At 68.9% G+C, this 14,681-nt stretch carries 13 protein-coding genes; 6 read left to right on the top strand and 7 right to left on the bottom strand.

Annotation, left to right across the window (positions count from 1 at the left end; all coding sequences use genetic code 11):
- Positions 1 to 103: 103 nt before the first annotated feature.
- A complete protein-coding gene (locus F5X71_RS00995) occupies positions 104 to 826 on the bottom strand; it encodes an SDR family NAD(P)-dependent oxidoreductase (RefSeq protein WP_167460243.1) in 723 nt (240 codons plus the stop codon).
- Between the two features lie 103 nt (positions 827 to 929).
- Between F5X71_RS00995 and F5X71_RS00990 the strand changes: the two genes are divergently transcribed.
- Positions 930 to 1,535, top strand: a complete 606-nt coding sequence (locus F5X71_RS00990; protein ID WP_167460242.1) for a TetR/AcrR family transcriptional regulator — start codon at positions 930 to 932, stop codon at positions 1,533 to 1,535.
- Positions 1,536 to 1,601: 66 nt separating this feature from the next.
- Here the strand turns inward: F5X71_RS00990 and F5X71_RS00985 are convergent, their stop codons facing one another.
- From F5X71_RS00985 to F5X71_RS00975, 3 genes are all read right to left on the bottom strand, one after another.
- Positions 1,602 to 2,171 carry a hypothetical protein gene (locus F5X71_RS00985; protein WP_167460241.1) on the bottom strand — a complete coding sequence of 190 codons (570 nt, stop codon included), beginning with the start codon at positions 2,169 to 2,171 and terminating at the stop codon, positions 1,602 to 1,604.
- 81 nt (positions 2,172 to 2,252) lie between these two features.
- Complete coding sequence (locus tag F5X71_RS00980) at positions 2,253 to 3,008, bottom strand: MerR family transcriptional regulator (protein WP_167460240.1); 756 nt, start codon at positions 3,006 to 3,008, stop codon at positions 2,253 to 2,255.
- Positions 3,009 to 3,088: 80 nt separating this feature from the next.
- Positions 3,089 to 4,096 carry a DMT family transporter gene (locus F5X71_RS00975; protein ID WP_167460239.1) on the bottom strand — a complete coding sequence of 336 codons (1,008 nt, stop codon included), beginning with the start codon at positions 4,094 to 4,096 and terminating at the stop codon, positions 3,089 to 3,091.
- Positions 4,097 to 4,203: 107 nt separating this feature from the next.
- Between F5X71_RS00975 and F5X71_RS00970 the strand changes: the two genes are divergently transcribed.
- A complete protein-coding gene (locus F5X71_RS00970) occupies positions 4,204 to 4,704 on the top strand; it encodes a MarR family winged helix-turn-helix transcriptional regulator (RefSeq protein WP_167460238.1) in 501 nt (166 codons plus the stop codon).
- Positions 4,705 to 4,736: 32 nt separating this feature from the next.
- On the opposite strand, the gene F5X71_RS00965 is transcribed toward F5X71_RS00970, so the two are convergent.
- Complete coding sequence (locus F5X71_RS00965; protein WP_238815663.1) at positions 4,737 to 6,035, bottom strand: SpoIID/LytB domain-containing protein; 1,299 nt, start codon at positions 6,033 to 6,035, stop codon at positions 4,737 to 4,739.
- Positions 6,036 to 6,371: 336 nt separating this feature from the next.
- On the opposite strand from F5X71_RS00965, the gene F5X71_RS37355 reads away from it, so the two are divergent.
- Positions 6,372 to 8,816, top strand: a complete 2,445-nt coding sequence (locus F5X71_RS37355) for an N-acetylmuramoyl-L-alanine amidase (RefSeq protein WP_167460237.1) — start codon at positions 6,372 to 6,374, stop codon at positions 8,814 to 8,816.
- A 72-nt stretch (positions 8,817 to 8,888) separates the two neighbouring features.
- On the opposite strand, the gene F5X71_RS00955 is transcribed toward F5X71_RS37355, so the two are convergent.
- Positions 8,889 to 9,689, bottom strand: a complete 801-nt coding sequence (locus tag F5X71_RS00955) for an HAD family hydrolase (protein WP_428981517.1) — start codon at positions 9,687 to 9,689, stop codon at positions 8,889 to 8,891.
- A 193-nt stretch (positions 9,690 to 9,882) separates the two neighbouring features.
- The gene (locus F5X71_RS00950; RefSeq protein WP_167460236.1) at positions 9,883 to 10,707 is read right to left on the bottom strand and encodes a hypothetical protein; all 825 of its coding nucleotides are present in this window, start codon (positions 10,705 to 10,707) and stop codon (positions 9,883 to 9,885) included.
- Positions 10,708 to 10,865: 158 nt separating this feature from the next.
- Here F5X71_RS00950 and F5X71_RS00945 point away from each other — a divergent pair, with 158 nt between their 5' ends.
- The 3 genes from F5X71_RS00945 (at position 10,866) to F5X71_RS00935 (ending at position 14,681) form a co-directional block, all read left to right on the top strand.
- Complete coding sequence (locus tag F5X71_RS00945) at positions 10,866 to 11,843, top strand: ABC transporter permease (protein ID WP_167460235.1); 978 nt, start codon at positions 10,866 to 10,868, stop codon at positions 11,841 to 11,843.
- 73 nt (positions 11,844 to 11,916) lie between these two features.
- A complete protein-coding gene (locus F5X71_RS00940) occupies positions 11,917 to 12,837 on the top strand; it encodes an ABC transporter permease (protein ID WP_167460234.1) in 921 nt (306 codons plus the stop codon).
- Positions 12,834 to 14,681 (top strand): ABC transporter ATP-binding protein, encoded by a 1,848-nt coding sequence (locus F5X71_RS00935; protein WP_167460233.1) that lies wholly within the window; start codon positions 12,834 to 12,836, stop codon positions 14,679 to 14,681. Before F5X71_RS00940 ends, F5X71_RS00935 begins: the two co-directional genes overlap by 4 nt.

Below are 14,681 nucleotides of genomic sequence, written 5' to 3'. Positions count from 1 at the left end.
CCGGCCCGGTTTCGCGTCCGAGCCATCGGAATTTCGCCCGAAATTCGCCGCTCATGGCCGCACCGGTAAGACAGTTCCGCTTCGATGCGCACGGTGACCCTGGTCAGTCCGGGAACCCCACTTCGACCTCGAGCTCGCCGCGCTCGGTGTACATCCGCCAGAATCGTTCGCCCAGTTCGGCGCTGCCGATTCGAGTGAGTTCCAGACCGGGGGGAATCAGTTCGGGGTGTGCGTCGACGAGCTGTTCGGCTCTGCTGTCGCCGATCAGCGCGCCGATGTCGAGCAGACCGACGTAGACGCCGGTGTCGCGGAGTTCGGCACCGAGTTGGCGCAGATAGCCGCGCTGGGCGGCCAGGGCGACACCGAAGTTCGCCAGATAGGGCATCGGCGTGCGTTCGGACAGGCCCGAAGTGAACAGCAGAGCGCCACGCCCGCGCTCGATCATCGCGGGCGCCAGGGCGCGTGCCATCAGCATGGGCGAGTAGAGCTTCAGCGCGAAGGGCACCCGCAGGGACGCGACATCGGTCGCGAGAGTCGATGCGCTGCGATCGGCCATGTCCGCGGCCGCGCCGTGCATCGCGACCTCGATCGGGCCGAACTTCGCCTCGACCTGCTCGACCACGTCCGTGACCTGCCGCTCATCGGTGACATCCGCGGGAAACGCCGCCGCGACCACGCCCTCCGCCGCGAGCTGGTCCGCGTGCCGCCGCGCCCGGTCCGGGTCACGGCCGATCACCGCCACCCGAAAGCCCGCGCGCCCGAACCGCCGGGCGGTCCCCATACCGAGCCCCGGGCCCGCACCGAATATCGCGATGGTTTCGGACATGTCGCCTCACTAAGTTGAGCATTGGTTCAAGTTACATCGACGGTAGCATCAACTTGAACCGATGCTCAACATAAGGACGTGTCCCGATTTGTAGGATCGGCGAATGCCCGAGGACAAGCCGCTGCGCAGCGATGCCCGGCGCAACCGCGACGCGCTCGTCACCGCGGCCCGTGCGCTGTTCGAGGAACGCGGCCTCGACGCGCCGCTGAAAGAGATCGCCGCACGGGCGGGCGTGGCCATCGGCACCCTCTACAACCGCTTCCCCACCCGCGACGACCTCATCGCGGCGGCCGTCGAAGACCGCATCGAGGCGGGCGGGCGCATCGCCGAGCAAGCACTCGCGATCGACGATCCGTGGGATTCGTTTGTCTATCTTGTCGAGAAGATCTGCGAACTACAGGCCGCCGACCGGCTGCTCAGCGAGCTCGCCGTCCGCACCGCGCCCAGCAGCTCGATCGCGAGCGCGCAGGAACACGGCCACGCGGTGATGCGCCGAATCGTCACCCGCGCACAGGAATCCGGCGTGCTGCGCCGCGACTGGGTACTCGAGGACATCGCCTTCATCACCTGGTCGCACACCAGGACCCTGGAGGCCACCGCGGCCGTCGCCCCCGACGCCTGGCGCCGCAATCTCGCCCTGATCCTCGACGGACTGCGCGCCGCGGCGGCCCATCCCCTCCCCGTCCCCCGATCACCGAATCCCAGCTGATGGCGTCCCTTCGCAGACGCTCCACTCGCGGCGAAACGTAAGCGCGGCACCCCCGCGAGGTGCGGGTCAGGCGTCGAGTGCTTCGGTGCGCGGGGCGGGGCGGGAGGGGGTGTGTTCGACCCAGTTGGTGGTGTGGCGGGCGGAGGCGAGGAGGAAGAGCGCCAGTGGCAGGGCGGTGGCGGCGAGGGCGGCGGGCCATTCGCGGTGCACCAGTGCGGTCATGCTGCCGACGAGGCCGCCGAACAGGGCATCGACGGTTTCGAATACCCGGCTTTGCGTGGGCAGCCAGTCGAGGGCGTAGTCGGGCTGGTAGCCGGTGAGCGAAACCACCAGGGCGGCAAGGGCTGCCACGGTCAGCACGCCCGAGGTGACGACGAGGATGTGGCGGCCGGTTTCGTCGCGACGCAACAGCAGCAACGCGCCGTAGCCCAGGGCGAGCGCGGCGAGTACCGCACCGAGCAGCGAGAACACGGCCAGTGCGTTGTCGATGTGCGGCGACTGGTGCAGCTGGGCGTTGAGCACCGTGCGCGCGCCCCAGAGATTGAACAGCGCGATACCGATCGCCAGCACCCCGGCGACGGTCGCGAGCACACCGCTCGGCTCCGCGGGGCGCGCCTGCGGCCCGGCATCGGTCATGTCTGCGCCCCTCTCGGTCGACCGCACCGCAAAACGGCCGGCACGCATCATTATGCGCACCGGCCGTCGGTCGAGCGTCACCTACAGCTGGGTCTCCGCGTAGACCCGCATGGCGTCGCGGACGAACTCCGCCGTCCCCGCGCCGTGCACGTCGTAGTTCGCGCCGAAGCGCGGATCGGCGACATACATCTCGCCGAGCCCGATGAAGGCCTCCTTCGGCACGGGCCGGCCCTGCCAGCCGTCACCGATCCAGGCGCGGTGGCGGGCGGTGATGGCCTGGGCCTCGGCGCTGTCGGGGGTGAGCCCGGCGGCGTGTGCCCTGCCGTAGTCGGCGGCGATGTCCTTGGCGGTCTGCATGTGGGCTTGCTTCTGCTCCGCGGTGAGCGCGCGCCACCACTTGTCACCGCTTTCGTAGGCATCCCTGCCCCAGCGCTCGATCACCTCGTCCTTGTATTGCGTATGGTCGAAGCCGTCGAAAACCTCTGCGGCCATGAGTTGTTCACCTCTTTCCGTCTTGTGCAGCGTGGTTTGCACCGACTCGATCTGGCGCCGGATCCGATCCTGTTCCTGCCGAAGCAGTTCCAGGTGTGTGCGCAGCGCGGCACCGGTGTCCCGTTCGCCGGCGAGCACTTCGGCGATGACCGGAAGGCCGAGGCCGAGCTCACGCAGCAGCAGGATGCGTTGCAGCCGCACCAGGGAGTTCTGGTCGTAGTAGCGGTAACCGTTGGTGCCGATCCGGCTCGGCGGCAACAGCCCCAGCTGCCCGTAGTGACGCAGCGTGCGGCTGGTGGTACCGGCCGCCTTGGCCAGATCCTGGATGGACCATTCGGCGCGCATGACCTTCTCCCTTCTTTCGTGTCGGTGCGTCCAGCATGCAAGTTGACGTTACGTCAAGGTCAACCCTGTTTTTCGGCGATTCAGCGCGCCTCGACCATTTCGGGCGCCCCCGCGACCGCAGCGGGCTTCGGCCGCCCGGCGAGCTGGCCGTACAAGGTGCCTGCCAGTGCGATGAGCAAGCCGGCCACCTGCAGCGGACCGAGCGACTGCCCCAGCGCGATCCACCCGATCAGCGCCGCCGACACCGGGCTCAGCAGCCCGAGGAAGGCGACCGAGGTCGCGGGCACCTTGGCGATGCCGCGGATCCACAGCCAGTAGGCGACGGCGGTACCGATCACGGCGAGGTAGAGGTAGCCCCCGATGGCCCGGCCGTCCAACGCGGGCGGCGCGCCCTCGATGAGCAGGGCCAGCGGCAGGATGAACAGACCACCCGCGCTCAACTGCCAGCCGGTGAGCACCAGCGGGCCCACCCCCTCGGGACGACCCCAGCGCTGGGTGAAGACGGTGCCCGCCGCCATCGCGGCGGCACCGGCCAGTCCGGCGATCACGCCGACGGTGTCCAGCTGTGCGTTGGCCTTCAGCACCACGAGCGCGACGCCGAAGACACCGATCACACCGGCGATCACCTTGCGCCCGTTGGGCTTTTCCGCGAGCACGACGGTCGCGAAACCGAGGGCGAACATCGGCGCGACCGCGCCGAGCACGCCGGCGACGCCGCCGGGCAACCGGTAGGCGGCCAGGAACAGCAGCGGGAAGAACGCCCCGATGTTGAGGATGCCGAGCGCGATGGCACGGCCGATCCAGATGCCGCGGGGCAGCATCCTGGTGAAGGCGAGCAACACCAGTCCGGCGGGCAGCGCCCGCATGAGCGCGGTGAACAGCGGACGGTCCGGCGGCAGGAATTCGGTGGTGACGGCGTAGGTGGAACCCCAGATGATGGGGGTGAGGGCCGTGAGCGAGCCTGCGAGCGAACCAATCGACACAGTGCGCTTGGCGCGCGACGCAGCCGAGCGCCAGCGAGGCGGAGTCGCCTGCGCCAGGGTGCCCACGTATGAGGTGCCGCCGCGCGGGGTGGGGCCTATTGTCATGTCGTTCGCTCCTCATTGATAATCTCAACGTTGAAATATCTACTCCACGACATGTCTCAACGTCAAGTTATTTGACATTAAGATTCTTGAAGGTGAGGGGAAGGGCGATGGCAGACGCGATTGACCTGTTCACACAGCACTGGAACCGGGAGCGGCCGGAGGTCGATGTCTCGCCGATGGCCGTGATCGGCCGGGTTCAGCGGCTGTCGCGGCTGTTCGAGCAGGAGCTCAAGCGGTTCTTCGGCGGCTTCGACATGGAGTTCTGGGAGTTCGACGTGCTCGCCACACTGCGCCGCTCCGGCGGCGATGAGGGGCTCACCGCGGGCGCGCTGATCAAGGTGGCGATGGTGACCTCGGGCGCCATCACCAACCGGATCGACCGGCTGGCCGCCAAGGGCTGGGTCGAACGACTGCCCTGCCCGGAGGACCGCAGGGTGATCCGGGTCCGGCTCACCCCGGAGGGTCGCCGGACGATCGACGAGCTACTGCCCAAGCACATGGCCAACGAACAGCGCATGCTCGCCGCCCTTGACCTGGAATCGCGCGAACAGCTCGCGGGCCTGCTGCGCACGCTGACCGAGTCGCTCGGCGACGGCGCCCCCGAGTGATTGCCGCGCAACGCTATTCGCGGTAGAACAGCTCAGCGGTCACCCGCTGCGGGGGCATTCGGGGTCGGCAGGCTCGAGGTCGGGCGCGGGGTCGGCGTCGATGCGGTGGTCGGCGCGGCGGTGCCGCCCGGCCAGGCCGCCTGCGCCGAGGGCGGGGTGCCGCCGGTCGGCGCGGAGTCGTGCGCGATCGGGTCCGGCACCAGTTGCAACAGCGTGGTGAAGTCGACGACCTGCGCGCCAAGCGTCTCGGTCGCGATGATGACGCCATTGGTGAACATGCGATAGGTGCCCGCGTTCTCCGGCAGCACCATCTCCGGGCCGATCGGCGTGCCCACCGCGCTCGCCGCACCGCCGATCCGCCGGTACTCGGCCTCGATCGCCGACACCCCGGTGTTCGTCTGGGTGCGTGGATCTATCGGCGGCACAGGGTTATTCGGCGCGAGCTCGGTCAGCGCGGGGCCGACCTCGAAGGCGTAGATGTCAGCGGGCTCGCCCCCACCGGGCGCGGCGGAATACTCCGACCGCAGGATTCGCCCGTCCCGGGTCAGGACCATGCCCGCCGTCGTGGCGATCGCGGCGGCCGCGCGCGGATCCTCTTTGTCGGTACCGGGATACACCTGGCAGTCGGTGGTGTCGCAGCTCTGCGCGTACGGAAAACGGTGCTCGGCAAGCACATACGAGCGCGCGGCGATCGCCTGCGCGCGCAGCGCCTCGGCGGCGCCCTTGTCCGCCCAGTTGGCCTGCACCTCGGCCGGGACGACGCCGAGCAGATAGTCCTCCACATCGACCCGGTTCACGGTGCGGGCCACCCCGTTCTCCTCGGCCAGACCGAGCGCGCCCCGGTACGCCGAGCCGCCGCACAGCGTGAGATGTTCGGCGGCAGGACGATTCGGGCCGGGATCGACCGGATAGAGCCACGGCTCATCGGTCACGCCCTGCCACAGCACCTCGCCGTCACAACCGACCGTCACGACCACGTTCGCGCCGCCACCCGGCAGCAGGGTGAGGTGCGCGGCCTGTCCCGGCTCGACGAGCCGGTCGGCGACGCGCAGACCCGCGCCCGAGAAGGCGTCGAGGGTGGAGTCGTCCTGTGCGGTGAGCCGGATGCCGACGGTGGTTGCCGCGATGGTGCCGAGCCGCGCGCCCGGGTAGTAGTAATCGAGGATGCGCTCGGCGGTCCAGCCCTCCTGGGCGTTCGCCAGCGCACCGAGCTGACTCATGCCGCGGCCGTGGCCGGGTCCGGCCACCGTGCGATAGGGCGACTCCCCCGGCGCGGACCAGAGCACCAGCAGCGTGCCCGCGGCCACGCCCGCCACGCCCGTCACGAGCACGCGACGCAGGTTTACCGCAGGTGAGAGACCCGTTCGTCGGCGCGCGAAACCGGCCCGCGGTCTGCGCGCGGATTTTGCCCGCGTCAGCGCTCCCCCCGTGCGTTGCCGTTCCGGTGCCGTGTCGCGTCGCATCCGTTCACTCCCACGGTTTTCCAGGGCCGGGTGGGATCGGCTGCCTGTCGGCATGTCGTTTCATCCGGCCACACTCCGAGAGCTACATTCGAGCAATCACATAATCCTCAACCAGAGGTTTAGATATGTGAAAGTTGTGACTATTGTGATCGTTGATACATCAGGAAGCAACCCTGTTCGACACGATCAACTGGTTCGACCTGAATGGAGAAGCTCGTGCCGTACCGCAAACCGAAACGGTCCTACGTCCTCCCGGTTGTCACCACCCTCGCGGTAGCGGCCCCGCTCGCGGTGCTCACGATGAGCGACTCGTCCGAGTATCGCCAGACCACCGACACCGAACTCGCCGCCGTGCCGGCCCGAATGGCCGAGGTGGTGCTGAATTCGGCGCCCGATATCGTGCTGCCGCTGCGCGAGCTGACCGGACTCGATCTGCCTGACCTGCGGCTGTCCGATCTTCGGATGCTGCCGCTGCCCGCCTCGATTCCGATTCCCCAGGGCCTACCCCTGCCGCCGGGCGTGCAGCTACCCAAGGAAATACCCCTACCCAAGCTGAACGGCCCGAGTGCTCCGGGCGCGCAGAACGCGCCTGGTCAGCCCGTCGTTCCACCCTCCGGACCGGCCGCAGCACCTGGCCAGAACCCCGTCCCGGGACAGGCCGCCGCACCGGGCCAGACCCCCCTTCCCGGCCAGGCCGCCACGCCCGGCCAAACCCAGCTTCCCGCGCAAGCCGCGACCCCGGGGCAAACTCCGCTTCCCATGCAGGCCGCGCCGGGGCAAACCCCGCTGCCGGGCCAGGTCGCCGCGGGACAGACTCCGCTGCCCGCCCAGGCGCCCGCGGCCACGGGAACCCGCTTCATCGCCGATCCCGGTCACCTGCCACCGGGCACCTCACCCGACACGCCCGCGCTCGCCCCGGGCGCGATCCCGCCGGACCTCGCCGACCAGGTCGGCGCCCAGGTGAAAGAGGTATCCAGGGATACCCCGTTCAGCGTCGTCGCGCTCACCTCGACAGACCTGGCGAACACCAAGGCGCTGATCCGGGCGCGCCAAGCCGACGGCAGCTGGGGTCCGTGGTTCAACACCGAAGAGGTCGACACCCGCCGCACCGATCGCACCGCGCCCGGCGGCAAGACCGGGACCGAACCGCTCTACGTCGGCACCACGAACGCCGTGCAGATGCTGGTCACCCGCAAGCCCGCCGTGGCGACGGCCCCCGACGACACCGTCCCGCCCGCGCCCCGCTCGGACGATCCGGCGCAGATGTCCGCGCTCGACCTCACCGCCGTCCTCATCGATCCGGGCCGCGGCGCCATCGACGGCGCGCTGCACAAGGTCGCCGAGACGCTGCCCAGCGGCGGCCCCGCCGTGATCAGCCGCGCGGGCTGGGGCGCGGACGAGAACATCCGCTGCGAGGAACCCACCTACGACGACGGTCCCGGCGGGGACGGTCTCGGCGGCATCACCGTGCACCACACCGCGGGACGCAACGACTACTCCCCCGAAGAATCCGCGGGCATTGTCCGCGCGATCTACACCTATCACGCCCAAACCCTGGGCTGGTGCGACATCGGCTACAACGCCCTGGTCGACAAGTACGGCCAGATCTTCGAGGGCCGCGCGGGCGGTCTGACCCGGGCGGTGCAGGGCGCGCACGCGGGCGGCTTCAACGAGAACACCGCGGGTGTCGCGCTGATGGGCAACTACGAGTCCGAGCAGCCCAGTCAGGCGGCGATCAACGCCATCGGCAACTTCATCGGCTGGCGCTCGAAGATCGCCCACCTCGACCCGGTCGGGTACACCACGATGTACTCCGAAGGCACCGACTTCACCCCCTACGCCCTCGGTCAAGAGGTGCGGCTGCCGGTCGTGTTCGCCCATCGCGACGTCGGAAACACCACGTGCCCCGGCGACGCCGGCTACGCGATGATGGATGAAATCCGGCAGATCGCCGCGCGTGTCGCGGGCGGCAGCGGGCTCGCCGACAGCGGAAACAGCACCGACAGCTACGCGAACAACGGCACGGGAACCGACGGCACCGGCCAAGGCCAGGCGCAGGCCGCACCCCAGGCCGCGCCGCGCAGCAAGCCCGACCTCGCCGCGCTGGCCGCGCTCACCAAGAAGCTGCTCGCGATGGTCGACCAGAACCCCATCGCCAAGCACTGGGCCGACAAGGGCGGCGCGGGCGGACCGCTCGGCGAGCCGCAATCCGAGCCGATGACCGCGGCCGAAGGGCGGCAGTATGCCAAGTTCGCCAACGGGTATGTCTACGCCGGGCCGGACGGCAAGGTCATCGAGGTGCTCGGCAAGATCCTCGACCGCTTCCTGCAACTCGGCGGCGACGCGGGCGTGCTCGGCGTCCCGCAGAGCGACGCCTACGCCGTGCCGAACGGCCTGCGCTCGGACTTCGAGCACGGCTCGCTGATCCTGAACCAGGCGACCGGGATCGTCACCACGGTGTGGAAGACGTTCAACGACACCTATCAGCAGGAGGCCGGTCGCAACGTTCCGCCGCCGGGCGCCGCGCCCGCGGACATACCGGCACCGGCACCCGCGGCCGCACCGGCACCCGCGCCTGCCGAGGAAGACGGACTGCGATTCCCGGCCCCGGCCGACTTCCTGCCGCCGGAACCCGCGCCGGCCGGCTGACCCGGCCCACACCCCGCGGAGCCCGCCACCCGTGAGCTGATCACCGGCGGCGGGCTCCGGTCGTATCAGGGCTCAGACCCACCAGCGTTCGAGCACGCGCGCGACGCCGTCGTCGCGATTGGATTGGGCGACTTCGTTTGCGGCGGCGATGGTTTCGGCGTGCGCGTTGGCCATGGCGACACCGTGGCCCGCCATGGTGAGCATCGGGACATCATTGGGCATGTCGCCGAACGCGATGATGTTGGCGGCCTCGACGCCGAGGCGCTGCGCGACGACCGCGAGACCGGAGGCCTTGGTGACGCCCGGTGCGGACAGTTCGATCAGTCCGTGTTCGGTGGAGTAGGTGATGTCGGCGCGCGCGCCGATCAACGGGGCGAGCACGGTGCGCATGTCGGAGCTGCGCGCGCCGGGTAGTCGGATCAGCATCTTGATCGCGGGCGAGTCGATCACCTCGTGCCTGGCCACCGAGGTGTCGTCGGGGTTCAGCCAGGCGTGTTCGTACAGCGGCGAACTGACGAACTGCGGGGTCACCGCGTCGTGCGCGCTCGCACCGACCCGCTCGGCCGCCAGGCCGCAGCCCGGCAGCGCCTGCTCGGCCAGGTCGGCGATCCAAGACAGCGTCGGCACGTCCAGTGTCATGCTGCTCAGCACCCGATCGGACGCGCTGTCGTAGATCACCGCGCCGTTGCCGCACACGCACAGCGGCGCGTAACCGAGGCCGTCCACCACCGGGTCGATCCAGCGCGGCGGGCGTCCGGTGGCGAGCACGAACGGCACACCGTCCCCGATCAGCGCGTCCACCGCGGCCTTCGTGCGCGCGGTGACCCGCTCGTCGTGATCGATGAGGGTGCCGTCCACATCGGTGGCCACCATCTTCGGCTTCGGCAGGTGCAAGAGGGTCACCTATTCCATCCTGCCGGACAACTGAGTTACAGGTGGACCGGTCCCTCCGGTAGAGCACCGGGTGACCTGGGAGCAGACCGGCAAGGACGCCCCCGGAGTCGGACCCGCGACCGCCGAATGACGCACGGGCGCGAGTCACCCTCGGGTACCGGCACAGGTGCCGCTACGCGGAGGGCGGGCGCTTGACCACGTCGTCGGGGCTGGGCGGTGCCGGTGCGGCGGGCGGTGGCACAGCCGAATCCTCGGGCCGCGTGCCTGGTGATTCGGCAGGGCCCCACGCGGCAGGCGGGGTCGAGGCGCTCGGCTCGGGCCACGCGGCCTGGGGGGCGACACCGGGTGCGCCCCAGGTGGGTTGGCCGCCGGGAACTTGCGGCGGGGCCTGCCAATTCGGTTGGGCGGGGCCTTGCGTCTGCGGCTGTTGCGGCCAGGGAGCACCCTGCGCCGGGGCATATGGATAGGCGGGCGGCGTGTGTGCGAGCCAGCGGGTGGTGGCGGGCACGAGGGCGAGGACCACGGTGCAGATAGGGAACATCAGGCCGACGAGGCCACTGATGCCGCTGGTCAGGCCGATGGCAGTGTCCCACGAACCGCCTGCGGATTGAACCAGGGCGTACGAGATGATGCCGATCCCGAGGACGCCGGCACAACCAGCGACAACGAGGGTCCGGCCGGACTGTTTCCTGCGCAGCAGCGCGATCGCGCCGAGCCCGAGCACCACCCCGGTCACCAGTGCCGCCGCCCCGGTGACGAGAGCGAAACCCCGATACCAACTCTGGCCGAGCAGACCGGTCGAATCGTATTCGCTGAGTTCATGTCCGATATCGACGATCCCGAACACCAGGTTCACCACGCCGCCGAGTAATTGCCCGACCGCACCGACACAGGCGAGCACACCCGCGGTGATCGCCGTGGCGCCGCTCGGCGCAGGCACAACGCCCGGATACCCGGAATACGGTTGGTAGCCGCCGGGATATTGCGGTGATGTCATGGTTCCCCCCTTCGCGGGAATCCCCGCACCTGTCTGTGTGGACAGAATAAAGGACATGCCCGAACGCCACGTGCCACGCGCGTTCGGGTCTACGTCCTTATGATCAGGGGCTAATACTCGTCGCTGGGGCCATCCAGCCGAAAGACACACGAGGACTGATGACCGGCTTCCTGCTACGACGCGCGCTTCACTATGTCGTGCTGTTGCTGCTGGCGTCGTTCCTGACCTTCAGCCTGGCGTCGTTGACGTTCCGGCCGCTGGACAGTCTGGAACAACGCAATCCGCGCCCGCCGCAGGCGGTGATCGACGCCAAGGCCGAGGAGTTACATCTCAACGACCCGATCCCGCAGCGCTATCTCACCTGGCTCAAAGGGATTCCGCAAGGCGATTTCGGGAAGACCCTGGCCGGTCAGCCGGTGAGCGAGGAGCTGCCGCGCCGGGTCGCGGTGAGCCTGCGGCTGCTGATCATCGGTTCGGTGGTCGGCACGATACTCGGCGTCTTGATCGGTGCGGCGGGCGCGATCCGGCAATACAAATTCAGCGACTACTTCACCACGGTCATCTCACTACTGGTGCTCAGCACACCGGTGTTCCTACTCGCGACATTGCTGAAATACGGTGCGCTGGAAATAAATTCGCTGACCGGCACGCAGATATTCCTCTATACCGGGGAAACCTCGGCGAACCGGATCGACGGATTCTGGCCGCAGCTGCTCGACCGGGTGCAGCATCTCGTGCTGCCGACGGCGGGCCTGGCGCTCGGCGGCATGGCGGGCTACAGCCGCTATCAGCGCAACGCCATGCTCGACGTGCTGCAGAGCGATTTCATCCGCACCGCCCGCGCGAAGGGCCTCACCCGCAGCAAGGCGCTCTACAAGCACGGTCTGCGGACCGCGCTGATCCCGATGGCGACGCTGTTCGCCTACAGCCTGCTCGGCCTGATCACCGGCGCGACGTTCACCGAGAAGATCTTCGGCTGGCACGGGGTCGGCGAGTGGCTCGTCGATTCGATCAACGCCCAGGACCTGTACCCGGTGGTCACGGTGACCGCGTTCGCCGGATTGGTGGTGCTGGTGTCGGGCCTGCTCTCCGATATCGTGCTGGCCCTGCTCGATCCGCGGGTGCGTGTGTCATGAGGCCGCACAGCGAACGAACCAACGCGGGCGCGATCTCGGTCGCGCCGCAGCCGAGCGCGAGCGAGGTGCAGTCGTGACCGAAGCCGAGATCATCGTGCAAGGGGCGCCGGAGCCTGCCGCGACCGGCCGGCGCAAACTGGTGTGGCGCCGATTCCTGCGCAACAAGCCCGCCGTGATCGGTGGCGTGATCCTGATCCTGCTCTTCATCGCGAGCTTCGCCCTGCCCCCGCTGCTGAAATACGACTACCAGCAGCTGGATTACACCGCGCTGCTCAAGCCGCCGAGTGCCAAGCATCCGTTCGGCACCACGCAGATCGGGCAGGACGTGCTCGCCCAGACGCTGCGCGGCATGCAGAAGTCGCTGGTGATCGGCCTGTGCGTGGCGGTGTTCTCCACCATCATCGCGGCGACCGCGGGCGCGCTGGCCGGGCTGCTCGGCGGCTGGACCGACCGCGCGATCATGTGGCTGGTCGATCTGCTGCTCGTGGTGCCCAGCTTCATCATCGTCGCGCTGTTCGCGCCGCGCACGAAGGGCAGCGGGTCGATCCTGCTGCTGATCCTGCTGCTCAGCGTGTTCGGCTGGATGATCAGCGCGCGCATCGTGCGCGGCCTCACGCTGAGCCTGCGTGACCGCGAATTCGTCAGGGCCGCACGGTATATGGGCGCACCGACGCGCACGGTCATCCTCAGCCACATCCTGCCGAACATCGCCTCGATCCTGATCATCGACACCACGCTGGCGGTCGGCGCGGCGATCATGGCCGAAACCGGGCTCAGCTTCCTCGGTTTCGGCGTGCAACCGCCGGACGTCTCGCTCGGCTCGCTCATCGCGGCAGGCACCAAATCGGCACTGACCTATCCGTGGCTGTTCCTGTTCGCCGGTGGCCTGTTGATCACCATCGTGTTGTGCGCCAACCTGGTCGGCGACGGACTGCGGGACGCGTTCGACCCCGGTGCCAAGCGGGCGCGCTCGAAGAAGAAGGCGAAATCATGACCGGCAACTTCACCGCGCCGCTGCTGGAGGTGACCGATCTGCGCGTCTCCTTCCCCAGCGAAGAGGGACGCATCGAGGCGGTGCGCGGGGTCAACTACACGGTGTCCGACGGCGAAGTGCTCGCCATCGTCGGCGAGTCCGGCTCCGGCAAGTCGGTGTCCTCGCTCGCGGTGATGGGCCTGCTGCCGGACCAGGCCCGCATCGGCGGCTCGATCCGGTTGCGCGGGCGGGAACTGCTCGGCCTCGGCGACCGCGAATTGTCCAGGCTGCGCGGCAGTGCCATCAGCATGGTGTTCCAGGATCCGCTCTCTGCGCTGACCCCGGTGTACCGGGTCGGCGAGCAGATCGCCGAAGCGCTACTGGCACACGGCAAACTGAGCAAGGCCGAGGCCGCGGCCAAGGCAGTGGAACTGCTGAAGCTGGTCGGCATCAAGGAACCCGAGGTGCGCGCCAAGGCGTTTCCGCACGAGTTCTCCGGCGGCATGCGCCAGCGCGTCGTCATCGCGATGGCGATCGCGAACGACCCGGCGCTGATCATCTGCGACGAGCCGACCACCGCGCTGGACGTCACGGTGCAGAAGCAGATCCTCAACCTGCTGCGCAAGGCGCGCGATATCACCGGCGCGGGCGTCATCATGATCACCCACGACATGGGTATCGCGGCGACGCTGGCCGACCGGGTCGCGGTGATGTACGCCGGAAAGATCGTCGAAACTGCCACCACCGCAGAGCTTTTCAGCGCACCCCGGATGCCGTACACGGTGGGCCTGCTCGGTTCCATCCCGCGGATGGACGGCCCGGCCAGGGCGCCGCTGATCCCGATCGCCGGCTCGCCGCCCGCCATGCACGATCTGCCCCCGGGCTGCTCGTTCGCGCCGCGCTGCCCGATCGCGATCGACGAGTGCCGGGTCGCCGAGCCGCCTTTGGAGAAGACCAACCCGGGCCACGCCGCCGCCTGCATCCGCACCGCGGAGGTCGGCACCGACGCGCTGTTCGAGGCCTACCGGCAGGAGGTTGCCACGCCGCGCACCGAGGCCGCGGCGAGCGAGCAGGTGGTGCTGCGGGTCTCGAACCTGGTGAAAACCTTCCCGATCACCTCCGGCATCGTGTTCCGGCGCCGCAAGGGCGAGATCCGGGCGGTGGACGGGATCAGCTTCGAGGTCCGGCAGGGCCGCACGCTCGCGCTGGTCGGCGAGTCCGGTTCCGGCAAATCGACGACGCTCACCCAGATTCTGGACCTGGTCAGCCCGGAATCGGGCACCATCGAGATCATGGGCAGCGATGTCGCGTCCCTGACCAAGGCGCAGCGCCGCGAGATCCGCAGGAAGATGCAGATCGTCTTCCAGGACCCGACCGCGTCGCTGGACCCGCGCCTGCCGATCTTCGACGCGGTGGCCGAGCCGATGCGCATCGACGGGCGTCCGCGGGCCGAGATCGAGCGGCGCGTGCCCGAACTGCTCGAACAGGTCGGGCTGCGGCGCGAGCACGCCGAGCGCTACCCCGCCGACTTCTCCGGCGGTCAGAAGCAGCGCATCAGCATCGCCCGCGCACTGGCGCTGGATCCGGAGCTGCTCGTGCTGGACGAGCCGGTGTCCTCGCTGGATGTCTCCATTCAGGCCGGTGTGCTGAACCTGTTGCGCGAGTTGCAGATCGAGCGCGGTCTGTCCTATCTGTTCGTCTCGCACGATCTGTCCGTGGTGCGCAATCTGGCGCACGACATCGCGGTGATGTTCCACGGGGAGATCGTCGAATCCGGTACCGCGGAACAGATTTTCGCGGCGCCACAGCACGATTACACCCGCGAGCTGATCGACGCGGTGCCCGTGCCCGCCGTCAGCCGATAG

The sequence above is a fragment of the Nocardia brasiliensis genome (assembly GCF_011801125.1).
GTDB lineage: Bacteria > Actinomycetota > Actinomycetes > Mycobacteriales > Mycobacteriaceae > Nocardia > Nocardia brasiliensis_C.
This window is presented reverse-complemented; position numbering and strand designations above follow the sequence as displayed.

Excerpts from the sequence above, each read along its gene's own strand:
- F5X71_RS00935 (WP_167460233.1), top strand. The coding sequence starts at position 12,834 with ATGACCGGCAACTTCACCGCGCCGCTGCTGGAGGTGACCGATCTGCGC.
- F5X71_RS00975 (WP_167460239.1), bottom strand. The coding sequence starts at position 4,096 with ATGACAATAGGCCCCACCCCGCGCGGCGGCACCTCATACGTGGGCACC.
- F5X71_RS00990 (WP_167460242.1), top strand. The coding sequence starts at position 930 with ATGCCCGAGGACAAGCCGCTGCGCAGCGATGCCCGGCGCAACCGCGAC.
- F5X71_RS00950 (WP_167460236.1), bottom strand. The coding sequence starts at position 10,707 with ATGACATCACCGCAATATCCCGGCGGCTACCAACCGTATTCCGGGTAT.
- F5X71_RS00970 (WP_167460238.1), top strand. The coding sequence starts at position 4,204 with ATGGCAGACGCGATTGACCTGTTCACACAGCACTGGAACCGGGAGCGG.
- F5X71_RS00945 (WP_167460235.1), top strand. The coding sequence starts at position 10,866 with ATGACCGGCTTCCTGCTACGACGCGCGCTTCACTATGTCGTGCTGTTG.
- F5X71_RS37355 (WP_167460237.1), top strand. The coding sequence starts at position 6,372 with ATGGAGAAGCTCGTGCCGTACCGCAAACCGAAACGGTCCTACGTCCTC.
- F5X71_RS00980 (WP_167460240.1), bottom strand. The coding sequence starts at position 3,008 with ATGCGCGCCGAATGGTCCATCCAGGATCTGGCCAAGGCGGCCGGTACC.
- F5X71_RS00985 (WP_167460241.1), bottom strand. The coding sequence starts at position 2,171 with ATGACCGATGCCGGGCCGCAGGCGCGCCCCGCGGAGCCGAGCGGTGTG.
- F5X71_RS00955 (WP_428981517.1), bottom strand. The coding sequence starts at position 9,689 with ATGGTGGCCACCGATGTGGACGGCACCCTCATCGATCACGACGAGCGG.
- F5X71_RS00995 (WP_167460243.1), bottom strand. The coding sequence starts at position 826 with ATGTCCGAAACCATCGCGATATTCGGTGCGGGCCCGGGGCTCGGTATG.